19 protein-coding genes are annotated in these 24,142 nt (G+C 40.8%); 10 read left to right on the top strand and 9 right to left on the bottom strand.

All coding sequences use genetic code 11. From position 1 onward, the window contains the following. The coding region (locus tag QZZ43_RS01745) for an OmpP1/FadL family transporter (protein ID WP_291855571.1) at window positions 1–1,084 on the bottom strand (1,084 nt) is incomplete at its 3' end. 633 nt (window positions 1,085–1,717) lie between these two features. On the opposite strand from QZZ43_RS01745, the gene QZZ43_RS01740 reads away from it, so the two are divergent. The 9 genes from QZZ43_RS01740 (at window position 1,718) to QZZ43_RS01700 (ending at window position 12,003) form a co-directional block, all read left to right on the top strand. Continuing rightward, on the top strand, window positions 1,718–3,247 hold the full coding sequence (locus QZZ43_RS01740) for a DUF4301 family protein (RefSeq protein ID WP_291855568.1): 1,530 nt from the start codon (window positions 1,718–1,720) through the stop codon (window positions 3,245–3,247). Between the two features lie 265 nt (window positions 3,248–3,512). Beyond that, a complete protein-coding gene (locus QZZ43_RS01735; RefSeq protein ID WP_291855565.1) occupies window positions 3,513–4,943 on the top strand; it encodes a tetratricopeptide repeat protein in 1,431 nt (476 codons plus the stop codon). Between the two features lie 9 nt (window positions 4,944–4,952). Further along, on the top strand, window positions 4,953–5,873 hold the full coding sequence (locus tag QZZ43_RS01730) for a DUF368 domain-containing protein (RefSeq protein ID WP_291855563.1): 921 nt from the start codon (window positions 4,953–4,955) through the stop codon (window positions 5,871–5,873). 229 nt (window positions 5,874–6,102) lie between these two features. Next, window positions 6,103–7,284 carry a hypothetical protein gene (locus QZZ43_RS01725; protein WP_291855560.1) on the top strand — a complete coding sequence of 394 codons (1,182 nt, stop codon included), beginning with the start codon at window positions 6,103–6,105 and terminating at the stop codon, window positions 7,282–7,284. Window positions 7,285–7,400: 116 nt separating this feature from the next. After that, the gene (locus QZZ43_RS01720) at window positions 7,401–8,144 is read left to right on the top strand and encodes a shikimate dehydrogenase (protein WP_291855557.1); all 744 of its coding nucleotides are present in this window, start codon (window positions 7,401–7,403) and stop codon (window positions 8,142–8,144) included. Between the two features lie 100 nt (window positions 8,145–8,244). After that, the gene (locus QZZ43_RS01715) at window positions 8,245–8,628 is read left to right on the top strand and encodes a BlaI/MecI/CopY family transcriptional regulator (protein ID WP_291855554.1); all 384 of its coding nucleotides are present in this window, start codon (window positions 8,245–8,247) and stop codon (window positions 8,626–8,628) included. Further along, on the top strand, window positions 8,625–9,884 hold the full coding sequence (locus tag QZZ43_RS01710) for a M56 family metallopeptidase (protein WP_291855551.1): 1,260 nt from the start codon (window positions 8,625–8,627) through the stop codon (window positions 9,882–9,884). The genes QZZ43_RS01715 and QZZ43_RS01710 overlap by 4 nt, the downstream gene beginning before the upstream one ends. Window positions 9,885–9,965: 81 nt before the next feature. Next, window positions 9,966–11,279: a hypothetical protein gene (locus QZZ43_RS01705; protein ID WP_291855549.1), complete on the top strand. Its 1,314-nt coding sequence runs from the start codon at window positions 9,966–9,968 to the stop codon at window positions 11,277–11,279. A 64-nt stretch (window positions 11,280–11,343) separates the two neighbouring features. Then, complete coding sequence (locus QZZ43_RS01700; protein WP_291855545.1) at window positions 11,344–12,003, top strand: DNRLRE domain-containing protein; 660 nt, start codon at window positions 11,344–11,346, stop codon at window positions 12,001–12,003. A gap of 97 nt (window positions 12,004–12,100) precedes the next feature. On the opposite strand, the gene QZZ43_RS01695 is transcribed toward QZZ43_RS01700, so the two are convergent. From QZZ43_RS01695 to QZZ43_RS01665, 7 genes are all read right to left on the bottom strand, one after another. Continuing rightward, window positions 12,101–13,246, bottom strand: coding sequence for an NUDIX domain-containing protein (locus QZZ43_RS01695; protein WP_291855542.1), 1,146 nt, complete (start codon window positions 13,244–13,246; stop codon window positions 12,101–12,103). Window positions 13,247–13,277: 31 nt separating this feature from the next. Next, window positions 13,278–14,231, bottom strand: a complete 954-nt coding sequence (locus tag QZZ43_RS01690; protein ID WP_291855539.1) for a phosphoribosylaminoimidazolesuccinocarboxamide synthase — start codon at window positions 14,229–14,231, stop codon at window positions 13,278–13,280. Window positions 14,232–14,249: 18 nt separating this feature from the next. Then, complete coding sequence (locus tag QZZ43_RS01685) at window positions 14,250–15,182, bottom strand: PhoH family protein (protein ID WP_291855536.1); 933 nt, start codon at window positions 15,180–15,182, stop codon at window positions 14,250–14,252. 248 nt (window positions 15,183–15,430) lie between these two features. Beyond that, entirely contained in the window at window positions 15,431–18,259 is a 2,829-nt protein-coding gene (locus QZZ43_RS01680) for a PAS domain S-box protein (RefSeq protein ID WP_291855533.1), read from the bottom strand. A 498-nt stretch (window positions 18,260–18,757) separates the two neighbouring features. Beyond that, entirely contained in the window at window positions 18,758–19,339 is a 582-nt protein-coding gene (locus tag QZZ43_RS01675) for an NADPH-dependent FMN reductase (RefSeq protein WP_291855531.1), read from the bottom strand. A gap of 498 nt (window positions 19,340–19,837) precedes the next feature. Then, complete coding sequence (locus QZZ43_RS01670; protein ID WP_291855527.1) at window positions 19,838–20,197, bottom strand: DsrE/DsrF/TusD sulfur relay family protein; 360 nt, start codon at window positions 20,195–20,197, stop codon at window positions 19,838–19,840. Window positions 20,198–20,217: 20 nt separating this feature from the next. Beyond that, window positions 20,218–21,354 (bottom strand): cysteine desulfurase family protein, encoded by a 1,137-nt coding sequence (locus QZZ43_RS01665; RefSeq protein WP_291855523.1) that lies wholly within the window; start codon window positions 21,352–21,354, stop codon window positions 20,218–20,220. A 404-nt stretch (window positions 21,355–21,758) separates the two neighbouring features. Here QZZ43_RS01665 and QZZ43_RS01660 point away from each other — a divergent pair, with 404 nt between their 5' ends. Then, entirely contained in the window at window positions 21,759–22,229 is a 471-nt protein-coding gene (locus QZZ43_RS01660; protein ID WP_291855519.1) for a hypothetical protein, read from the top strand. Between the two features lie 54 nt (window positions 22,230–22,283). Here the strand turns inward: QZZ43_RS01660 and QZZ43_RS01655 are convergent, their stop codons facing one another. Then, window positions 22,284–23,909, bottom strand: a complete 1,626-nt coding sequence (locus tag QZZ43_RS01655) for a SulP family inorganic anion transporter (RefSeq protein ID WP_291855516.1) — start codon at window positions 23,907–23,909, stop codon at window positions 22,284–22,286. Window positions 23,910–24,142 lie beyond the last annotated feature (233 nt).

The following is a 24,142-nucleotide window of genomic DNA, read 5'->3' as shown; positions in this document are numbered from 1 at the left end:
CATAGGATAAGCCTGTTGAGATACCCGTTTTGTTGGTTCCTGGTGTTTCCGGTGTCAGGTAATCAGCAGGAATGGGCGTTTCATCATAATAAACACCAGCCCGCACCTTCAAACTTTCCAGTGCCTGATATTCAGCTCCCAAGCGGTAAATCATTGTGTTTTCGTAGTTTCTCGGGTTTTCAGAATCCTGTAAAGCTGCTGTATTTTCTTCAAAATCGAAATTCAGTTCCTTATAGGCCGACCAACCCACACTTTGCAGGTCAACTGCAAGCAGAAGTTTATCGGTAGCTTGCCACCCAAGACCAAACGTTAAATTCGACGGCATGGGTAATTCAGCGGAAAAAGTGTTTCCCTCGGGAAAATTACCCCGCATACTTTCCGGAACCGAAAAAGTAGCATCTCCATCTTCCATCTCCACATTTACTTCGGAGCGGTAGTTCACTCCAAAGGATAAATCAGAGGTCAGTTTTACAAACAATCCCAAATTGTAACCATAAGCCACGGTGCTTCCCTCAAGAGTCACCTGCCCGTCTCCGCTTTCCGACTGTAGCGGAAGCGCCTTATTAAGCTTCACAGCACCAAAAACAGCCACAGGACCACCGCCTACGCTAATTTTGGGAGTAATAGCATACGATACAGTCGGCTGAACAAAAATTGCCTGAAGCGAAAGATCCTGAATTAGATATCGTCCGTCCCAGTCATCGCCCCAAACCAGGCTGTTTCCATAAGGTGAATTGGCTCCGATACCTATTACCAGCTTTTCGTTCAAACGCATGGCGCCATAAATAGAGAATGGTGTTCCCATGGGGTTGTCACTTTCTGCACTGTAAAGCGACGGCTGCTCTTTCACAAACGTATTTTGCGAAATCACACCACTTACTCCTCCGGAAAACATAAACTTCCCTTCCAGAAATGATAATGCGCCCGGATTAAAATGAATGGAGGATGGCCCCAGTAAAAGGGCAGTTCCGGTATGTCCCATTCCTGTTTGCTTTTGTCCTTGCGAATTTACCTGATAGCCTTCGGCCATAACAGGAGTTAATGACAAGACTAAGCCGACTAAACTTAACAGTAATTGCTTCATAAATTAAATGTTGATATTCAAATGCTCTGTTTACAATTAAAAACTCAAGTGAAAAGTAATTCCGAGCCTGAATCCGACCTCATTTTGTTAGAATGTGTTTCTTCTTCTAATCTTCGGGCTCATTCATTACATAAAAAAAACGTGGCGAATGTAAAAATTATATTTCCACCCCTAATATCCTTATTATTTGACTTTCAAATATTTACGGTTTTAGTCTTTTTTAGTCAAATATTCAATTTGTTATAATTCTGATTTACAGACAATTAAAGGACAAGTTAATTTGTTTCTAATCAATCAGGTAAACCGTTACCTGAAAAATTATTTATCAACAATTCCTGCATTATTTCTTTAATTGAGAAAATCTCTTTTCCCGGGAATCTGGCTGGGCTCCAATCAAAGTTTCATTGTCTTAAAACATCAATCTATATTCATTGTTCATGCAGGTAGATCAAAGCTGCTTGAAAATTCATTAAAAAATATGTGCTCGTTTCACAATAGTCTAGCAAAAACAGATTTGCGCTTTTCAATGGACACTTAATAATAAATGCCCGGGCTTTGCAGATGATATCCTGTAGATTTTATTTTGAAATAAACCGGAAAATTCGTTATTTTCAGAAAAACAAAAAGAAAGATATGATTCAAGAAACCGATTTGAAGCAACTGAAAGAAAAAGGAATTTCCACTAAAGCACTGGAAGAGCAGGTAAAAAGATTTAAAGAAGGTTTTCCGGCTCTAAAAGCTGAAAGACCCGCCACCTTGACCGATGGGATAGTTCCTCTTTCGAAAGAATCCATTCATTCATTTAAGGATTTATACCAAAACGAAATCAGTAACGAGTTGGAGCCTCTCAAATTTGTCCCCGCCTCCGGAGCTGCCACACGGATGTTTAAAGCATTGTTTCAGTTTGTGGAAAACCCTGAAGACCTCAAAAGCCTGGATGACAAACATCCTGTGAAGGAATTCATAGACAACCTGCCGCAATTTGCTTTTTTTAAAGCACTGAAAAAATTCTTTCCTGACAATAATATTGAAGCCCCGGAAGAGCGTGAATCACTGGCAGTGGAAATCATCTCGAAAGTTTTAAACCCAGATGGGCTAAACTATAAATTTCTGCCCAAAGGTCTTATACAATTCCATCGGTATCCGGAAGAAAGCCGAACCCCGATGGTGGAACATCTGGCCGAGGCAGCAAAATATGCTCAAACAAAAAATAAAACCGCCAACATTCATTTTACGGTAAGCCCCGAGCATCTGGATTTGTTTAAAAAGGAACTGGCTGATAATCTCAGTTCTATTCAACAAAAAACCGGGGTAAACTTCGATGTATCTTACAGCTTCCAAAAGGCACATACAGACACCGTTGCCGTATTGCCCGACAATGAACCGTTTCGTGACGAAAACGGAAAGCTGGTATTTCGTCCCGGTGGTCACGGGTCGCTCATTGAGAATCTGAATGATTGTGATGCAGGAATCATTTTTATTAAAAATATTGATAATGTAGTTCCCGACAGCAAACTTCAACTGGTTTCGGATTACAAGGAAGCATTGGGCGGACTGGCACTGGACATTCGCAACCAGGTGTTTGATTTTATTCAAAAACTTGAAGATGGACTTTCCATTAGCCTAATATCCTCCATCCGTAAATTTCTGAAAGACAAGTTGCATACCGACCTTCCTGGAAATTTAGCAGATGGTTCTCTGGGTGAGCAGGGTGCTTATTTACTGCACTTTCTGAATCGCCCCATCAGAGTTTGCGGAATGGTGAAAAATGAAGGTGAACCCGGCGGAGGACCATTTTGGGTGCGCAACACTGATGGACAGGAAACCCTGCAAATTGTCGAAAGCTCGCAGCTTGATCTGAACGTGCCGGAACAAAAGAAAATTTTCGAAGCCAGTACGCATTTCAACCCCGTCGATTTGGTTTGCATTACACGCAACTACGAAGGAAAGAAATTTAACCTTCTGGAATACATCGACCAGGAGACGGGATTTATCTCCGAAAAATCTATCAGTGGAAAAACCATCAAAGCACTTGAGCGGCCGGGATTGTGGAACGGGGCTATGGCCAACTGGCTTACCATTTTTGTGGAGGTGCCCGTGGAGACCTTTAATCCGGTGAAAACCGTAAATGACTTATTGCGAACAGCTCATCAACCGAAATAATGTACAATTTTATTGTTGAGCCTGAGTAGGTTGAATAATGAAAGGATTTAAGAATGAGAGGGGTCGATTTTTGGCAACACCGAAAACCGGCCCCTCCTCTTTTAACTCACTGATTCACTGCGATACAGCAAACAAACAATCGCAAACTCAGGATTCTCTGTTTAGTAGTAACAATTAACATAAATCCGCCATAACCTTAATTTATTCTAACGTATTGGCATTACACAAAGATTGCGTACTTTTGCACCATTAAAAATAAGTGTGTATGTATGATTCATGGTCTGCCCATTTTAATGAAGTAAGGGAAGCTGTTGAGCGGTTTGAAAAAATGGAATACAGAGGACAGGAATTTTTTTTTGATGTCCACAGCATTGAGAATATTTTTGATTTTTACGTAGATAAGCTCCAATTCAATAAGGCTGAACGTATTATAGAAATAGGGCTCCGACAACATCCGGAAGCTACTGTGCTGCGTGTAAAACAAGCCATCATCTTCATCGAAAAAGGAAGACTCAGCCAAGCAACTTCGCTACTTGAAAATCTTTTGGAAATAGAAAAATACAACTCCGAGGTTTATTTAAACCTGGGTTATGTTTATCTTCGTGACGACCACAACAAAAAAGCCATTGCCATCTTTGAAGAAGGTTTTAAATATGCATTCGGCAATGATGTTGAAGTATTGCTGGATGTCATTCTTTACCTAAATCAATTTCATGAATATCACGCGGTTATTGACATTCTGGAAAAACGCAAAGCCCACTTTACAACCAATGAAAATCTCCTTTTTGAACTGGCGTATGCGTACGACAAAGTTGAGGAAGACCTAAAAGCATACAACACCTATCAACAGGTTCTGGATGTCAATCCATGGTCGGACAACGCCTGGTACAATTCGGGCATAACGCTTGTAAAAATGGGCGATCTGGAAAGCGCCAACGAAGCGTTTGACTTTTGTCTGGCCATCAATCCCGAGCATTCGCAGGCTTTTTTCAACAAAGGAAACAGTCTTGCACAGCAGAACAAATATCCGGAAGCACTGGATAGTTATCTGGAATGTATTTCCTTAGACATATTTCAATCCCGGTGTCTTCATTACATTGCTGATTGCTGGAATCAGCTTGGGAACTCCACTATGGCGGATAATTTCTTTGAACTGGCTACCCGCATCGACCCAATGGATATTGATACCTGGGAAAGTTACGCCAGATTCTTTATGGAACAACAGGAACCCGAAAGTTGCCGCAGGGTCATAAACCTGGCCATGAAAGAAAAAGAGATGATGGAGGATTCGGAATTGGGAATGTTTTATCACATCAAAGCGCAATCGTATGTGCTGAATGAGGAATGGGATTTATCGAAGAAGTTTTTCGTAAAAGCCATTCTGAGTAACCGACGTGATTTAAGACATGTGATTGCCTTATTTAAACTCAGCAAAGCACTCAAGCCCAATTATAATATCGAATTATTTGTGGACGAATATAGCTCCAAATTTATGGAAACTGCCTCCTTCCATTACATTTTGGGGGCGTATCACATTCTCATCACCGAAGATTTTGGGGAGGCAATAAAGCTTCTGACTGAAGCGGTTAATTTTGCACCTGGATATATCGAAGAATTAATGGAAGCTTTTCCCGGGATACAGCCAATCTGCCAGGAGAATCCGGAAATAGCTGATTTTATTGAGCAGAACAAATAAAACTTTTCGATGCGTAGCAAAGTTGTTTTTCCATTTTTGAAAGGTGTTGCCATGGGCGCAGCCAACGTTATTCCCGGAGTATCGGGAGGAACCATTGCACTTATTACAGGTATTTTTGCCCGATTGATTGATGCCATCAAGTCGTTCGATGCAACCGCCTTAAAATTGCTTCTCAAAGGAAGATTCAAAGAATTTTCCGCCCATACCGATTTCTTTTTTGTACTCTATCTTTTTACCGGAATTTTTACAGCTATCATTTCGCTGGCCCGCCTTCTTGAATATCTGTTTCTTAACCACCCGGTTTATGTTTGGTCATTTTTCTTTGGGCTGGTCATGGCATCAGTCTGGTTTGTGGCCCGCACCGTTAAAAAATGGCATATAGCCGCCATCACTTCTTTTATAATAGGCGCAGGCATTGCCATCGCAATATCGATTCTTACTCCTGCCGGAGAAGACCGCTCCTTTTTTTACCTGTTCCTTTGTGGTGTGGTAGCTATATGCAGTATGATACTGCCGGGGCTCAGCGGCTCTTTTGTCCTGGTACTGATGGGCAATTATCAATTGGTAATGATTGATGCTGTCAATAATTTCGACCTCTCCATTCTATTGCCCGTAGGTATTGGAGCCGTTGCCGGACTCATCATATTTAGCCGGTTTTTGTCGTGGTTGTTGAGCCGGTTTCCCGATTCCACCATTGCGCTACTGTCCGGATTTATTTTGGGTTCATTGGGTTTGCTCTGGCCCTGGAAAACTGAAATTACCCAAGAATTTGGTGAAAAAGTGAAAGTTATTGCCTACAAATGGCATCTTCCGGAAGTAAATTCTGAGTTTGCTCTGGCACTGGTTTTTATTATATTAGGCATTCTAAGCATTGCCGCTACTGAAATATGGGCAGATAAAACACAAAGAGAGGGTTCGGCTAGTTCTTAGCTTTTGGCTCTTAGCTCTTAGATCGTGGCTGTTGGCTTGTAGTGATTAAACCACATAAGGCATATAAAAGTTTAAGGGTTTTGCCTGCATAATTGTGTACACCACAAGGAAAAGGGCAGTTCATCAGATTAACACGCTCTTTTCAAGTATTTTTCAGGAAGGTAGGATTAAGAATTCCCTCTTAGAAGGATTGAGCACCAGAAAACAGTCACTGCGCAATTGAAATATTATGATTAAAATATTTATTCCACTTATTTTCATTTTCGGGCTGAGTAGTTGCAGCCAATCCACAGAATTGCCTGATTATTTTGGTCAAACTTATCCTGATTCTATTCCTGTAATTTTTGCTCCTGACGTAGTTTCAATCAAAGGCAGATTGGAACATGGGATTTCATTTTCTCCGGATTCGCGAGAATTTGCCTTTGGAATCCTAAACCAGGATGACTTTAGTGGTGAAATATATTATTCAAAGAAGATTAATGATAATTGGACCGTACCGATGGTTTTTGAACCATTAAAAAATAAATGCGTCTATCTCCCATATTTTTCTCCCAATGGAAAATCTTTGCTGTTTGCACAAAGTAAACCTGATAAGAACAACGGAAATACCGATATTTGGATAATTGAAAAGACCAATAGTAATTGGAGTTCTCCTAGAATAATACAAGCTCCGATATGTTCGATAAGCAGGGAAGCTAATGCATCCATAACCAACGATGGGACAATATATTTTTCTTCAAATAGAAATTGTGAGGGAAAAGAAAATTGTGACTTTGCTGATTTATTTTTTTCAAGGTTGGATGATAATCAGTACCAAAGTGCGGAGTTAGTTGCTGAACTGAGTTTGCCACAAAATGACGAAGAAAGTGTTTTTATTTCACCAGAAGAAGAATACTTGATTTTTTGCAGATATACTAATAATGAAACATGGATGGATTTATATATAAGCTATCATGATATTAATAACAACTGGCTTGAACCTCAGATAATTGATTCAACAATCAATTCAAAAGACTGGGACAGAAGACCATTTGTTAGTATTGACAACACATTATTGTTTTTTACCCGCTTGCAAATTGGAGAAAAAGGATTAACCGAATCAGATTTATATTGGGTAAATACTTCAAAAGTATTTAAGCCATTTGTTTACCATCCGCTTCCTGACACAATTGTTCAGGTTGGAGAAAAATTCGAAATATCGCTTCCTTTGGATTATTTTAAAGACATTGATGATAAACAGTTGACCCTTCGCATTAATCAGAATGAATATGATTGGTTGGAGTTTGATGGTGAGATTATGAAGTTATCAGGATTGCCAAATCATGAAGGAAATTTTGAATTAACTTTTGTCGCCGTTGATGATTTTTTAAATACGACTGAGGATAAGGTTAAAATTACAGTCATAAAGTAAATTACGGGACTCAATACGCGGTCATAAACATATTATGCCCCAATTATATTTGGGTTAGGCACTCGCAATGAAGCGTCTTTACATATTATTATTGCATAATAAAAAACCTAACGAATATGAAAACCTTCGGACTAATAGGTTATCCTTTGGAGCATTCTTTTTCTCAAAGGTATTTCACTCAAAAATTCCAAAACGAGAACATTGAAGCCCGATACCTCAATTTTCCCATCGAAAGTATTGAGGAATTCCCCAATTTGCTTGAAAAGCATCCGTATCTGGCAGGACTCAACGTCACCATTCCTTATAAACAACAAGTGATGGAGTATCTGCATGAAGTTGATTCTGTGGCCAAAGAGGCAGGTGCTGTTAATGTCATAAAATTTACCTGGAACGATAAGAAACCATATCTCATTGGTTACAACAGCGATATTACCGGGTTTTCAAAATCCATCGAGCCACTTCTTCAGGCGCACCATAAAAAGGCATTGATTCTGGGAACCGGAGGAGCCTCCAAAGCAGTTGCCTATGCCCTCAAAGAACTGGGTTTATTGTACCGGTTTGTTTCCCGAACTCCCAAACATCCCTCCCATGTGTCCTATGAATCACTCAACGAAGAAATTCTGAGAGACTATACAGCTATTGTGAACACAACTCCATCGGGGATGTCCCCAAATACCAATGAGTGTCCTCCACTTCCGTACAATGGCATTACTTCGCAACACCTGGCTTTCGACCTCATTTACAATCCGGAAACCACCCTTTTCATGCAGAAATGCAGAGAAAAAGGGGCCACTGTAAAAAATGGTCTTGAAATGCTGCATTTCCAGGCTGAAGCCGCATGGGATATCTGGAACCGATAAAGCTCTTACAACCAGTCTTTTAATGTTTTTTAACACGATTACTCTTGTTCAACTAAGTTTTTAGTTATAGATTTGAACTAAACTTATAGTTGATTAAAGGATGAAGGAACTGACCAAAGCAGAAGAACAAGTGATGCACCCCCTGTGGTTAATGGGCAATGCCACGGTGAAGCAGATCATCGAACAACTACCCGGTCCGGCACCGGCTTACAATACCGTATCAACTCTTGTGCGCATTTTGGAGAAGAAAGGTTTTGTGGACCATGTAGCCGAGGGAAAAGGACACATTTACTTTCCGATTATTTCCAAACAGGATTACACCAGAAAATTCATGAAACGCTTTATCAGCAATTACTTTGAAGATTCATTCAAAGACCTTGTCTCCTTTTTTGCAAAAAACGACAAAATGGATTTAAAAGAGTTTGATGAGCTCATGGCTGATGTACGGAAGGAATTGGAGAACAAAAAAAGCAAGGAACAATGATTAATTATGTAAACTGGCTGTACGAATCTTCGGTGTTAATTGCCGGAACGATTCTCATTTATCAGTTATTTCTTAAAAGGAAGACAACGTTTACTTTTAACCGCATCTTTCTTCTGAGTGGGTTAACCCTTGCTTTACTCCTGCCCTTTTCACCGCTGAACTTGTTCAGCACCAGTGGCAGTAACGATGACTTTGCAGTTCTGCTGACTCCGGTAACCATTGTCTCGGGCAATGTAAAATCACTTTTTACATCACCTGCCTATGAGTGGCAAACCGCCCGGATAATTTATGGTTTCGGGGTCATACTTTTTCTAATTAGATTAATTCACGGATTGATAAAACTTGGGTACTGGTCACAAACGACAATGTTTGCCCGACATGGTCGTTTCAAAGTGGCATTTCTGCCCGGCAATTTCAGTCCTTTTTCATTTTTCAACCTGGTTTTTATCGGACAGAACGACTATACCGAAGAGGAAATCAATCAAATCATTGCCCATGAGATTTCCCATTCGTCCAAATGGCATTCTGCCGATATAATTTTGCTTGAATCAGTTCTTATTTTTCAGTGGTTCAACCCTTTTGTATGGCTCCTGCGCCGGTATTTAGAAGAAACACATGAGTTTCAGGCCGACAGAGAGGTAATACAACAAGGTGTTTCACTTGTCAACTACAAAAAGTTGCTGCTTTACCAACGCACGGGTGCCCGCCTGGAATTGGTAAACAGTTTTCACAAATCATTCATTAAAAAACGATTTATTATGATGACCAAAAATAATAATACCCAGAAGCGAACTACCCTTTTTGCTACCATTGCCTTACTAACCTTTTTTATCGGTTTTATGGCTTGCAATCAGACAGAAGAGAACGCCGTTGTTGCTGAATCAGGAGAAGTGCTTAAATCAGGTTCAGGAACTGAAGTTTACGATATGGTGGAAGAAATGCCTGAGTTCCCGGGTGGAGATAAGGAATTAGTTAAGTTCCTTGTTAACAATACAAATTATCCAGATAAAGCCGTTCAGAACCAGCTGGAAGGACGTGCTTTTGTGAAATTCATTATTAACGTCAATGGTAAAGTGACTAACCCGGAAATAGTACGTAGTTCAGGTCACTCCATACTGGATGAAGAAGCTATTAGGGTAGTCTCCAGTTTACCCGACTGGACTCCTGGGAAACTGAAAGGCGAAGTTGTAAACGTTAATTTCACCGTTCCCATAAATTTTCAGTTATCTTCGGGAAACGTCCCATCACCGAAATAAGCATTTTAATTCTTAAACATTCCCCGGGCCTGATTCTCTAAAAAAGCCCGGGGAATTTTTCTAACCCAAAAAATCATAATTATGAAACCAGTTTTCTTAGTCATTCTCCTTTTATTTCTGGCAACCCCTCTTTTTGCAATTAACTTCGCTGAGGACGACAGTACAAAAATTATCGCTCCTAAATCGGACAGCACAAAAATCGTCACTCCCGACTCTCTCCGGCAAGAGGAAACCGTCCATACGCTTTCTCCCGATACCGTTGCAAAGCGGATTGCTACTGCCCGCAGATTAATGAAAGAATACCGAATAGACAGTGCAATTGACACACTGGAAAAAGCTTACGCCCGCGATTCCTCCTCCATCGAACTGGTAAAAGAACTGGAAGAAATCTATTACAGTACCTCCGAAAACACCAAAGCCCTGGAATTTATCAACCTTTTGCTGGAACAGGGAATCGACAGTGCTGTTTACCTGCCGCGAAAAGCTCTGACAATGAAAAAAGAGGGTAACCTCCCGGAATCATTGCTTATTTTCAGCCACCTGATAAACAAGGATACCACCAACACCTTTTTTCTGAATCAGATGGGGGACATTCTCAAGACAACTCTGAAGGCCGACAGTGCCCTGATTTATTACACAAAAAGCGCGGAGGTTTCTCCCAAAAGTGTCACCATCTTCAAAGCAGGGCAATTACTTCTGGATTTGGATGAACCAGATGAGGCCCTCTCCTTTTTCGATAAGTATTACAATGCTGAAATCCACGATTCTAAACCGTTACGCCGTTTGTATGGCCAGACTTTTTTCCTTCTCAACGAATACGAAAAATCCATCGAAATTTTTAATGAATTATACCAAAAGGGCGATTCCTCATTCATCACCACCAAATTTCTGGGTATGAGCTACCGGAAAAACGGAGAATACCTGGAAGCAGAAAAGCCATTGAAACAGGCGGCTTTCCTGAATCCTAATGACTATCTGGTCTATTATAATCTGGGAATTTGCACACGCAATATCGGGATGACCGAACAAAGTGAAAAACATTTTCACACAGCAATGGAAATCATCACTACTCCGCAAATTATTAAGGATATGATAAACACGGAGCTGGCGGAGACCTACAAAAGAGCTGGAAAATGGGGTAAGACCCTGGAGCTTTACGACATTCTACTGAAACATGATCCTAAGAACCTTGCCATCCGGATGGATCGGTTGATGATCCTCGACCATTATGCTAAAGACAAAGATCTTGCCATCAGAAGCTACAAAGAAACCGTGGATCTTCTCGAAAAGGATACCGCAACCATTCAACATAAGACAAGAATGATAAAGTATCTAAACCAACGAATTGATAAACTGGAAGAACAAAAATTCTGGGAAGAGAAGGAGAATAACTGATGAAACACATAAGGATAAATATCCAAAATAAGCCCAGTCTGAAATTATGATATAAAATAAAAAAATGAAAACTAATTTATTCCTATTTACAATGTTATTTATGCTGAGCCTGACAGCATTTAATGTAAAAAACAAGCCTGATGATGAGCCTAAACAAAAAAGTTTGAATGACACCTTAGTCATAACAACCATAAGTAAAGAGTTATATATATGCAGCTGCAAGCCTAATACTGCTAATCCAAATGGGGAAGGAAAAATATATTATCAGGGAAAATTTAAAGAGGATAAAGTAACTGAAGACGCCGATTACCATAACTGTGATGAAAGGTTTTTAATGCAATGGGACTTATCGGAATTACCCAAAGGAATAAAAATAACAGAAGCTAAAATGCAATTGGTTTGTGCTGAATACAATGGTGATAAACAAGGGCAATTAGTCTATGAATGTATCAGTGAACCGTGGAATGCAAATATTGGTTTTGATAAAAAACCAAACACATTACCCGAAACCAGAGTTTTAACAGATTGGCCGGTAAAGAATACTTACCATTTGGTTGACCTAACAAGTTTTGTTCAATCATGGTATAATGGGAGCATCCAGAATTATGGTTTGATGGGATTTAGTATCAATACAGAAACAACTAATTCAGCAATATTTTGCTCATCCAATTTTCCCAAAGAAGACCTCCATCCTAAGCTTACTATAATATTTTCAAAAGAATAAATTAAGAATAATGCCAGATTATCGGACTTAGATTAAACGGATATGGGCTTTAAAAGATTGATTGTTTTACAGCGCGGCAAACAACAATCTATATGATTCAACCCCTCTCCTGAATCTTTTTCAATACATCCCCATATCTGCGGAATTCCTCTTCAAAATTAGGGGTGAGCAACTCCTTTCCTTTGGCTTCCTCAAGCTCTGAAAATGACCAATTCTTTCCTCCGTCCAATTCTTCGGGATGCGGATGAATTTCGCCATCGTGCCTAAGTGCGAAGACAAATACCAATTCATTTTCTACATCACTTCGCCAAATGTAACGCCCCAGTGAGGCAGCACTTTTAGGATCAACACCTATTTCTTCTGTTGCTTCGCGTAAAAGCGCAGTTTCGATGGTCTCCTCTCTCGAAACATGTCCGCCAACAGCAGTATCCCACTTGCCCGGTTGTACGGTTTTGTGCAGAGGGCGTTTCTGGAGCCACAAACCATCGGGCGTAACCACCTGAAGGTGTACCACTGGATGTAACCACCGGGTTTTTCCGCTGTGCACAATACTTCTGGGAGCATGCCCCAACAACTTTCCTTCCTCATCTACCAGCGGAAGCCACTCTTCTTTGCTCCAAATGGCTTTTCGCTTTTTGTTAAGCAACCAGGAAAACAGCACCAGCCCTCCTACCAGAACATAAAAACCGGGACCACTGATGGCAGCCCACCATGCATGAGGCATCCAGAGTGCTGCCCCCAATATCAGCAGCGTATGAGCAAGAAGTAACCAGAAAAACACCTTAAGCATATCCTGCATTAGCCATGACTCAAAGGGACCGGCCACCAATCCTTTAATATAACGTTGCATCATCAGCATCACCAACCTGATATTAGAGAAGGCAGAATAACCAACAAGCAACAATAAAGCAGCCCCAATAAATACCGGTTTCAGCTTAAACAACAGTGCATTATCGAAAACAATGGCCAAACCACCCAATACCATCAAAAATGCGATGTCGGCCAAAATAAATTTATCCAACCGTCGTTCACGGAACCAAAACCAGACAAATTGAATGAGTCCAAGAGTCAGGGCAGCAACTAAACCAACGGTGGTTCCCCACACAAGTTCCACACCCACAAAAATCAACAAAGGCAACATGCCCGGCAGTAGCTTCCCTGCCAGGGACAAAGGTTTAATGGAAAAAAGTTTCAATACTTTCTTATTAAATAACAAAGACACCATAATCCTTCTGTAAGGCATCTACGGTGTCTTTGCGTAAGTTTATCATTCTTTACTTCAGCAGTTCATTCAGGTAAGCCGTCACATTCTCCTCGATGCGACCTGCAACATCCTCTGCCGTGGCTTTTTGGAAATTTTCACCGGTAATTTTCTCGAACAACTCAATGTAGCGTTCCGAAACTTCCTTAATGTAGCTTTCATCCATATCGGGAACCTTTTGTCCCTCTTTGCCCTGGAAGCCATTCTCAATCAGCCACTGGCGCACAAACTCTTTGGAAAGCTGACGCTGCGGCTCTCCATTCTGCAAACGTTCTTCGTAGCCATCAGCATAGAAATACCGGGAAGAATCGGGCGTATGAATCTCATCAATCAGATAAATTTTGCCCTCTTTCTTACCAAACTCATACTTGGTATCCACCAGGATAAGTCCTTTTTCAGCAGCCATCTCTGTTCCGCGCTGAAACAGTTCACGGGTATATTTCTCCAACAACACGTAATCGGCTTCACTTACCAGACCTTGTTTCAGAATTTCATCTCGAGAAATGTCCTCATCGTGCCCCACATCCGCTTTTGTGGTAGGTGTAATCAGTGGTTGTTCAAACTTCTGATTTTCAACCATTCCCTCTGGCATCGGGTTTCCACACAAATCACGTTTTCCCGATTTGTATTCCCGCCAGGCATGACCGGTCAGATACCCGCGAATAACCATCTCAACTTTAAAAGGCTCACAAAAATGGCCCACAGTGACCATGGGATCAGGAGTAGCTGCTTTCCAGTTGGGAACAATGTCGGCGGTGGCATCCAAAAACCTGGCAGCAATCTGATTCAGCACCTGCCCTTTGAAAGGAACTCCTTCGGGCAACACCACATCAAAAGCGGAGATGCGATCGGAAACCACCATTACCAGATATTCGTCATCGATGTTGTACACATCACGTACTTTCCCTTTGTAAACGTCTTTTTGACGGGGAAACTTAAAATTCGTTTCAACAATAGCGTTTTGCATAGGTCTGTAAATATAGAGTTATTCTTTATCGTAAGCTTCCACAATATCCTGAACCAGACGGTGCCGAACGATGTCTTTCACAGTGAATTTGACCCGTTCAATACCTTTAATGCCTTTCAGAATGCGCATCGCCTGCACCAGGCCTGATGTCAAAGGATTGGGTAGGTCAATTTGAGTTGTATCTCCGGTAACCACAAACTTTGCACTTGTTCCCATTCGTGTCAGAAACATTTTCAACTGATTGGTGGTAGTATTCTGGGCTTCATCAAGAATCACAAAAGCATTGTTCAGCGTCCGCCCTCTCATATAGGCCAGCGGAGCAATCTGGATGGTTCCGTTTTCCATGTATTCCTTCAGTTTCACTGCCGGAATCATGTCCTGAAGCGCATCATAGAGGGGTTGCAGATAGGGGTCTATCTTCTCCTTCATATCGCCGGGCAAAAAACCCAGCTTTTCACCTGCTTCAACAGCCGGACGACTCAGAATAATCCTGCGCACCACCCTGCTTTTTAAGGCTTTTACTGCCAGTGCAATGGCGGTATAGGTTTTACCAGACCCTGCCGGACCCACTGCAAACATTAAATCGTTGTTTGCATAAGCATCCACCAGTTTGCGCTGATTTTCGGTACGTGCCTTGATGGGCCTACCATTTACACCAAAAAGAATGATGTCATCGGCACTCTCCTGCAGCACCACTGTCCGCCCCTTCATTATGTCGGTAATGGTATCTTCTTTCAATACATTGTAACGCTCATAATGCTCCAGCAACTGATTGATTTTTTCCTCAAAATCCGCCACTTCCTCAGCATCACCCATAGCTTTCAGCCAGTTACCGCGAGCAACAATTTTCAGTTTTGGGAAATTTGCTTTAATCAAATCCAGTTTGGTGTTTTTCACTCCCATGAACTCCACCAAATCAACAGATTCGAGATAAATAAGTTTTTCGATCATAAAAAAATCAAAGTTCTTTTTCCATGTTTTTGCAAAGAAACAACATTTTGGGAAAATAGAACAGTCTTGATGCTTTGAGATTATAGGAAAACAACAAAATAATTCATTATTGTCCGGGAAAATTAATAAGTCAATTTTAAATTGCCTCGTTTCACAAGCAATGCCCCGTTTCTTTGGGGGCGATGTGAGCCGAAGGGGTTAATTACATTACAGAAAAAGGATTGACCACCTATCAAGCTAGAAGCCTGTTAACCTTCAAAAATTCGACCCGGCAAATGGAATTTAAAAGTACTTCCTTTATCGGGCTCCGACTCGAGTAAAATACCATCGCCCATGATTTCTGTGAGTTTTTTAACGATAGCCAATCCCAGGCCCGTCCCACCAAACCGACTGGCAATACTATTATCTGCCTGCCTGAACCGGTCAAAAATAACCTTCTGTTTCTCCGGACTTATACCCAGACCTGTATCGGAAACCAGAAATTCAATATGGGTATTGTTTATTTTCGAAATTCCAAAACTTATCTGGCCGGCATCAGTAAACTTAACAGCATTATCAAGAAGGTTAATCATAATCTGACGGAACCGGTTCTCGTCGGCGGTAACCTCAATTTTTTCATCAGGCATCTCAAGACTCAGATTTATATTACCTTTCCCTTTATCTTCAATTTTTTTTGCATACAACGCAAATAACGCCAATAGAGCCTCATTGATAATAAATGGCTTATTTTCAATGCTTATATGCCCTGATTCAAGTCGAGAAATATCCAATACATCATTAATTATCTGCAATAATCCTTCTGCGCTTTTATAAATAATGGTTCCATATTCCTCTCTTTGTTCGGGAGGTAATTCAATACCACTGGTAAGCAACTCGGTAAAGCCCAATATCCCATTGAGCGGCGTCCGGATCTCATGGCTCATATTAGCCAAGAAAGCCGTTTTCAGCTGTTCACTTTCCTCCGCAAGGTTACGGGCCACTTTCAAATCGCTAATAAGTTGTTTCTGAAGGCTAATATCCTCTTTGATGATAATATAATTGCTTACCTTTCCGTTAGTATCAATCAAAGGAGAAATAATATTATTCTCCCAGAAGGATTCCCCGGTTTTCCGGGTATTTAAATACTCTCCTTTCCAATCTTTATTTGCATGTAAACAGTTCCAAATCTCATCAAAAGTTTCAGTACTGGTATTCAAGGCAGGATTAAAAATATTGGGAAGCCGCCCTTTCACCTCATTCAGCGAGTAGCCTATCAGTTTGGTAAACTCCGGATTTACATAATTAATGTGTCCGTCAGAATCGGTAATAATGATTGCAACCGGACTCTGCTCTAATGATTTACTGAGGAGTCTCAGACTCTCTTCAGCCTTTTTCTTTTCAGTCACATCATGCACAATACTGTGCAAATAATCCTTACCCTTCAGCTCAACGCAACTTGCAAACACTTCCACATCATGCACCGAACCATTGGCCACCCGATGTTTAAACTGGAAATGGGCCCTTGAATTATTTTTTGCTTGTCGCATTTCCTCTTTAATTCGTTCAGGGGAAAGCGTATTGATTTGACTGAGGTTCATTTGCATTAATTCTTCTCTGGACCAACCATAAAACTCAGATGCCGCTTTATTGGCATTAACAATACTCCCGGTTTCAGGGTCAAGAAGAAGCTTTACGGCAGTATGATTCTCAAACAACTTCCTAAACTGTTGCTCGCTATCCTGAAGATCCAATTCGGTACGCTTACGATGGTCAATATCGAACATAAAACCACGAAGAAGAGTAGGTTGATCCGCTTCACCATGAACGCTCACTACATCACGAAGCCACAGGTATTCCCCGTTCTTTTTTCGGAACCGATATTCAAGTGTATGATTTTTCTTATTTTGAGTATTGGAATTAAAATATCGGGTTGCCCACTCCCGGTCATCGGGATGAATATTGGTTCTCCAAAACTCCATATTTGTCCATTCCTCAGGACTCCAACCAAACTGACGAACTGCCTGTGGAGCAATATACACCCATCGATCTTTCTGAATATCATACTCCCAGGCAACCGCCTCGGTAGCTTCAATCATATTTCGATATTGAGCCTGGCTCTTTTTAATTTTTCTTTGTTGTCGGCGCTCCATTGTTTGATCCTGAAAAACCATTACCACGCCGGTAACCATTCCCGCATCATCAATTACTGGTGCTCCACTGTCGGCTATTGGAATTTCACGTCCGTCTTTTGAAATAAGCAGAGTATGATTAGCCAAACCTACTATTGTCCCGGTTTGCATTACCTTTTTCACAGGACTATCAACTTTTTCACGTGAGGATTCTCTCACAATGACAAAAACATCCTCAAGCAGTTCTCCTTTTGCATCTTCTTCACTCCATCCTGTAAGTTGACATGCCACCGGATTCATTTTATTTATCCGGCCCTGCCTATCAGTCAATATGACAGCATCTCCAATACTATAAAGGGTGGTCCTGTACAAAGATTCGCTTTCACGCACCTCTGCCTCAGCCAACAGTCTTTTCTCTGTGGACAGCATTAACAGACCAACAACAATTGTGACTGCCGGAAAGAAAGTTATTACCAATGGTCCGATTTCCTTAATCACTTCAAACGAGAGCGGCCAGGGAAGAAGAAGCTGACTCATTAACATTAAAACATGGGCTGCAAATGCGGTTATCAAGAGTTGTTTTAAGGAAGGTATTCCTCTCCTTTGCTGTATTTGTCGATGAACCAAAATTCCCACTAATACACTGAAAAAAATTGATGCCACACCAGCCATTGTCCCGGCACCTCCCATCCAAATCCGAAAAAGAGTTGCAATTAATGCAGCTATTCCTCCAGCTAATCCTCCACCAAACAAGCCTGCAAGAGAGAGTATAATGGATCGTCCATCAAAAATAATCCCATCGGAATACTGCAACGGAATATTCATACCAACCACCGCTATCAATCCAAACAAAAATCCCATTGCAGGATTTATCCATTTTCTTAATAGCAAACGAAACTGAATCAGTGCTCCGTAAAACACCGAAAAGACCACTAAGAGTGCTGCATTAATGATAAGATCGTGAAGCATAAATATATTATTATCTCCTTTTAAAAATGGATTTTGTTTGAGATTTCCTTAGTGGAATATCGAAAACTTTAAAGAGTTTGAGTCTGGCCTTGGAAATCATAAACACCAAAAGCTTCTCTTTTTCAATTACTTATTGTTTAACGGATTTTAGCACATTATAGTTGCTTTTATTTTTTAGGAAAACTACAGCAAGCTAAGAAGGAAACCGGTAATTAGGAACTTCTAAGCATCTTTTTATTTCCATAAAGGGTTTTCATTTCATTTAAATACCTGAACCACACCCTTGGTAATGGGTATGAAATAAGCTGATGATTTTAATAAACTCTCTTGCAAACAAAAGGAAAAAATTTTCAGGCAATGAAAAGCCCGAATGCTGGTTCTATAAGTAAAACCAGTCCTTAACATACGCGGTAGTAAACGTGACTTCTGAAAAACCCATAATTATCAAACCGATCGTCGCTACACTGAAACCCGATCCAATGAATACAAAAATAACAATTAAAACGGGGTTCCGCCATTTTTTCGTTTTTCTGCTAATGCTTCAGCATACCAGATCAATTCATCCAAAAATTTGTCCACCGATTTTTCGATTTGACTATTTTGGGGAACCAAATCATCGTCGAACAAATCCTGAATTGCCGGAAATGGCTGCATCGAAGAGATGGTGGGTGTTCCCAGTTCAGCGAGAATAACTCTTAGATGTACAGCCGCCCGTACACCACCAAAAGAACCGGCCGAATAGGAAGCAATGGCCGATGGTTTAAAAAGGTATTCGCTCTGGTAATGGTCAAGTAGATTCTTCAGTGCAGGTGGAAGGCTGTGGTTGTACTCTCCTGTAACCACGAGAAAAGCATCCGATTCCCTGAAGTGATTGGCAATGGTTTCCATGTCCTTGGGAGCAGTTCCATTCGGAAATTCTTTATACATCTTGTCAAGAAAAGGTAGTTTGAATTCCAGCGGATCGATGAAACGAACATCTATATTCCTTTCTTTCAGTTTTTTTCCAAGATATTTAGCTGCTTTAATTCCCTGACGATTTCGGCGAACCGAGCCGTATAGTAAACTAATAATCAAACTCATAATATTTTTCTTTTGAGGATTTCATCTGATTAGAGGGACAAAAACAATAATTCTTAATAATCATATTCATTACAATAATACTCCGTTAAACTTTAGCAATACACTGCAAACCAATGGTTTGCACTCAAAGGTTCTTGTTTATTAAAATTCAGTATATCAAGAGTGTACGAGGCATCTTTCATCTAATATCTAAAAATCTTACGATCTATTATTACAAGTAATGGTCGAAATAGTCTGGGGATTATTTTACTGCTCCAGTACAGTTGAGGTAGATATTCTCCTAACGGGTGATTGCATACTTTCGGTTTTAAAAGATTATAAACCAGTAACGAAACGCTTTGATAAAAACAAAAAAGCCGGATGCCTGAATGTAATACAGACATCCGGCTCCGACTAATATGTTTTTTTACTATGATTTTTCATCATAATAAATTAACAACATTCAGCGGTTTCGGTTTATTTCGGGTTCATTTTTTTGCCGTTTGAGTATTATCATCATTAAAATGTTAGAACCTTATCACTGTCGGCCAGCCAGTCGGCCAGAAATCCCATGGTGGAACTGTTGGCTCCATCGAAGTAAGGATGATTTTTAAAGATACCACAACGGGCCATGCATGTTCCGCATACTTCAACCGGCACACCTTCTTTAATCAGGTCTTTGAGCATTTGAGACAAATCCTGATCGTATCCCTCAGGTGGTTTGCAAACATCACGTGCCATATCCACCGCATCGTTCATTAAAAAGATACGAACTTCGTGCCCCTTCTTTTGGAGAGTTCCGGCCAGGCGAAGTCCATTCCAGGTTACATCTGTATTATCATAAGGTTCGCGATTAAAAATAATTAAGATTTTCTGCATGATTGAAAAATATTAGTTGGTTAAAACTTAGTAATGATCTTCGTTAATACTTCCAATGCCCGGTCAACCTCTTCAAAGGAAGTATTCTTCCCTGTGGAAATTCGTACCGTACCCGTCCCAATTTCCGGGGTTGTCTTCATTGCTTTTAAAACGGGTGATATTTCTATAGAATCGGCATGACAGGCCGACCCTGTGGATATCAGCACATCTTTCTCGACAGCCGAAACCAGGGTGTGTGCTTCCACGCCCAGGAAGGCCACACTCAAAGTGTTGGGTAGTGTTCCCAAAGCATTTCCGTTTAAATAAACCCTATCACCAAGCTTTGCTATCAAGCCGTTGAATAAACGCTCTTTTGCTGAAAACATATTCCCGGCATTTACCTCAAAATCCCGTTTGGCAATCTCACAGGCTTTCCCAAGCGCTACGATGTAAGGAACATTTTCGGTTCCCGGTCTCAACCCCTTCTCCTGTCCTGCACCAAACAGGATATTGTCAATTTTTATTCCCGACTTAATGTATAACGCCCCTACCCCTTTGGGTGCATACAGCTTATGGCCTGCAACAGACAATAAATCGACGTTCAGTTTATTAACATCGGTTTCAATTTTACCAAGGCTTTGCGCTGCATCCGTATGGAAAACGATTTGGTGTTTCTTAGCAATTGCCCCTATCTCAGCGATGGGCTGAACGGTGCCCACTTCGTTATTGGCATGCATAATGGTAATCAGAATGGTTTGGGGACGGATGGCCCTCTCCACATCTGATGCAACTACCCTCCCATTTGAGTCCACCGGAATCCAAGAAATCTCGAAACCTATTGATTCCAGATAATTACAAACATTGGTTACCGACGGATGTTCAATGGCCGAGGTAATAATGTGATTTCCTTTATGGCGGTTTGCAGAAGCAATTCCACGTATAGCATGATTGTTGGATTCTGTTCCGCCACTGGTAAACACGATTTCATCTTCACCGGCATTGGTTAGCGCCGCTACCTGCCGACGAGCTTTGATGATGGCGTTTTTTGCTTTTCGGCCCTCGTCATTTGCGCTGGATGGATTACCGAAAAACCGGGTAATGTAAGGACTCATTTCATCGACTACTTCCTGGTCAACGGGTGTTGTGGCGTTGTAATCGAGATATATCGGATGGTTCATAGCATGGACTCCTTTTTACAATATTCTTGTTTTGGTACAAAAAAGATATACTTGTTTAATTGACTTAAAATCCAATTCAACAATATTTTGGATTTTAACAAAAATACTACTTTAAATCACTTTGTTGGGAGAAACTAATCTTTGAAAAGGATTGATTCGCTATGCCAGCGGTGATGAAATCCAAATCTTTTACCCGGACACCAAGTGAAAACATGAACTATTACCTGCTAATATTGAATAGTCACGGAAGTGGCGACACTTTTCTTTAAGTCCTCCTGTAAGGATTTGGGGGACCTTTCTTTCACCATCCTCTTGAATTTGTGTCATCAACTATTTCAAAACAACAATTAAAGCACAGGCAAGAACAATTTCGGACGATTATCTGTTTTGCTAAAAAAATGAATATGGGAACTTCTGAAAGCGAAAAACAAATCAGAAAAATTCTGGAAGGATTCAAGGAGCAGAATGAATTAAATTCCTCTTTTAAGAATCATTTTATCCAGTCGGTTTACCGAAAAATTGAAAGTCTTTTCCCTGAACGGGATTTTGGCTCCGGACTGGCTGACCGTATTTTACTTTATGCAGAAAACAGTATCAGCTGTACCGAGTCGGTGGTTGAAAAGGATTTCAATTATCCTGCCTGCAAAAAAGATGAAGAGGTAAAACGAATGAAGCAATTAATTGGCAAACTACCCACTTTTGAATACGAGGATTTAATTCATGCGGAAGCCAAGAAAAGTATTGTGGAGTTTTTCCCGGATGTCTTCAAATTATCGGGTCAGGGCTTCAGGCTGCTTGAACTTAACACACGTTTCTTTAATCAGGGATTTATGGATGATTTTTACGCTTTGCAAAAGTCCGTGGGTCAACCTTAAAAAATAATTTTCTAGTTAGTATGTAACACCTAAGGCTCCTTTCCAGGAAATTCATTAGGAATTTGTTAGTTCTTTTTGAATTTTTATTTTCCAAACGGCTTCTTCCAAAGCCTCACTAAAGTTTGCATAGACACCATCTTTTCCAATTAGGTCAATCACACCCCCTTTAACAAGCTCTTTACCCACATTGGGTTTTATGCCCGACAACATTACCGGTGTACCCCCTCGCTGAATATTTCTAATGGCCTCTTTCAGATTATGCACCCCGGTGGAGTCAACAAAAGGAACATGGCGCATCCGAATAATAAGGACCTCGTATTTTTGTCCCGAAGATTTCAACCACTCCCCATACTCTTTGGCAGAACCAAAAAAGAAAGGGCCGCTTATCTCGAAAATGCCCACCTCCCCGGGGATATGAGAATAATTCTCAATCACATCCACATCTACTTCATTATCCGAATATTTGGCAACATCAGCCATTCGTTTCATAAACAAAAGCGATGCCAATACAATGCCCACTTCTATGGCCACCGTAAGGTCAACCAGAACAGTCAGAAAGAAAGTCGCCAGCAACACAATAATATCGAAAACAGACCCTTTGAGGATTGAAACAAACGATTTCCATTCACTCATATTGTAAGCAACAACCATCAGAATACCGGCAAGACAAGACAACGGAATTAAAGCAGCATACTTACCAAAAAACAACATTATCAGCAACAAGGTAATGGAATGAACGATTCCAGCAACAGGAGTGCGACCTCCGTTTTTTACGTTAGTTGCGGTACGTGCAATGGCTCCTGTTGCCGGGATGCCACCAAAAAACGGAGTAACCACATTGGCAATTCCCTGACTGATAAGTTCGGTATTTGACCGGTGATTACTCCCAATCATTCCATCAGAAACTACAGCCGACAATAAGGACTCTATCCCCCCAAGCAGCGCAATAGTCAGTGCCGGACCGATATACATGTAGATTTTTTCCCAACTGATTCCCGGTAATTCGAAATGAAACTTAGCCGGAATCTCTCCGAAAACAGAGCCGATGGTGGCCACTTCGATATCAGCAAAAGCTATAAATGCAGATATAATTACAATCGCTATAAATGAACCGGGAATTTTTGTTGTTATTTTTCTAAATCCGACAGTAATAAAAATCGTAAAAAGTGTTATCCAAAGTGCACTGAAATTGGCATTTGGAATCTGGTGAAAATAAAAAGTCCATTTTTCAAGAAATCCCGACGGCACTTCAGAAGAGGTTATTCCTAAAACATCTTTTACCTGAATGGAGAAGATGACCAGTGCAATACCACTGGTAAAACCTACCACCAGCGGATGAGGAATAAACTTCAGCAATGTGCCCAGCTTCAATAAACCGAATGCAATGAGAAACAGTCCTGCCATGATGGTGGAGATTATCAATCCCTCCAAACCATGGGTTTCGACAATGGTGAAGACAATAATCACAAAGGCCCCCGTAGGCCCACCAATCTGCACCCGGCTTCCTCCCAAAAGAGAAATGATAAAACCGGCAATGACAGCTGTAATAAGACCTTTCTCAGGCGAGACACCGGATGCCACGGCAAAGGCAATGGCCAATGGAAGCGCAACAATTCCTACCACCAACCCTGCAAGAACATCCTTGGTCAGGGTAGTCCTATCAATTAGCCTATGCTGCAACAAACTAATTAGTTTGGGCTTAAAAACATACTTCATGTCCTAAAAAAATACAAGGTACAATTTGAGTGACCAGATTCCTGATAAGTTTTTTGGCATCAGGAGTGATTCCCGTGAACAGAGGTGCAAATTTAAATGAACTTTTGTTCAGACAGTCTTTTTAACCCTTAATTATCTATAAAATATCACTACTGTCCGACTAAAATGAAACGGATTTAATGAAATCCTGTATTTAT

The organism is Marinilabilia sp., from assembly GCF_016278715.1.
Taxonomy (GTDB): domain Bacteria; phylum Bacteroidota; class Bacteroidia; order Bacteroidales; family Marinilabiliaceae; genus Marinilabilia.
The sequence above is the reverse complement of the archived record's forward strand: the minus strand, read 5'-3'. Positions and strand labels throughout refer to the sequence as shown.

Bases quoted from the DNA above. Each gene is read 5' to 3' on its own strand.
- QZZ43_RS01740 (WP_291855568.1), top strand. From the start codon at position 1,718: ATGATTCAAGAAACCGATTTGAAGCAACTGAAAGAAAAAGGAATTTCC.
- QZZ43_RS01735 (WP_291855565.1), top strand. From the start codon at position 3,513: ATGTATGATTCATGGTCTGCCCATTTTAATGAAGTAAGGGAAGCTGTT.
- QZZ43_RS01730 (WP_291855563.1), top strand. From the start codon at position 4,953: ATGCGTAGCAAAGTTGTTTTTCCATTTTTGAAAGGTGTTGCCATGGGC.
- QZZ43_RS01725 (WP_291855560.1), top strand. From the start codon at position 6,103: ATGATTAAAATATTTATTCCACTTATTTTCATTTTCGGGCTGAGTAGT.
- QZZ43_RS01720 (WP_291855557.1), top strand. From the start codon at position 7,401: ATGAAAACCTTCGGACTAATAGGTTATCCTTTGGAGCATTCTTTTTCT.
- QZZ43_RS01715 (WP_291855554.1), top strand. From the start codon at position 8,245: ATGAAGGAACTGACCAAAGCAGAAGAACAAGTGATGCACCCCCTGTGG.
- QZZ43_RS01710 (WP_291855551.1), top strand. From the start codon at position 8,625: ATGATTAATTATGTAAACTGGCTGTACGAATCTTCGGTGTTAATTGCC.
- QZZ43_RS01705 (WP_291855549.1), top strand. From the start codon at position 9,966: ATGAAACCAGTTTTCTTAGTCATTCTCCTTTTATTTCTGGCAACCCCT.
- QZZ43_RS01700 (WP_291855545.1), top strand. From the start codon at position 11,344: ATGAAAACTAATTTATTCCTATTTACAATGTTATTTATGCTGAGCCTG.
- QZZ43_RS01695 (WP_291855542.1), bottom strand. From the start codon at position 13,246: ATGCCTTACAGAAGGATTATGGTGTCTTTGTTATTTAATAAGAAAGTA.
- QZZ43_RS01690 (WP_291855539.1), bottom strand. From the start codon at position 14,231: ATGCAAAACGCTATTGTTGAAACGAATTTTAAGTTTCCCCGTCAAAAA.
- QZZ43_RS01685 (WP_291855536.1), bottom strand. From the start codon at position 15,182: ATGATCGAAAAACTTATTTATCTCGAATCTGTTGATTTGGTGGAGTTC.
- QZZ43_RS01680 (WP_291855533.1), bottom strand. From the start codon at position 18,259: ATGCTTCACGATCTTATCATTAATGCAGCACTCTTAGTGGTCTTTTCG.
- QZZ43_RS01675 (WP_291855531.1), bottom strand. From the start codon at position 19,339: ATGAGTTTGATTATTAGTTTACTATACGGCTCGGTTCGCCGAAATCGT.
- QZZ43_RS01670 (WP_291855527.1), bottom strand. From the start codon at position 20,197: ATGCAGAAAATCTTAATTATTTTTAATCGCGAACCTTATGATAATACA.
- QZZ43_RS01665 (WP_291855523.1), bottom strand. From the start codon at position 21,354: ATGAACCATCCGATATATCTCGATTACAACGCCACAACACCCGTTGAC.
- QZZ43_RS01660 (WP_291855519.1), top strand. From the start codon at position 21,759: ATGGGAACTTCTGAAAGCGAAAAACAAATCAGAAAAATTCTGGAAGGA.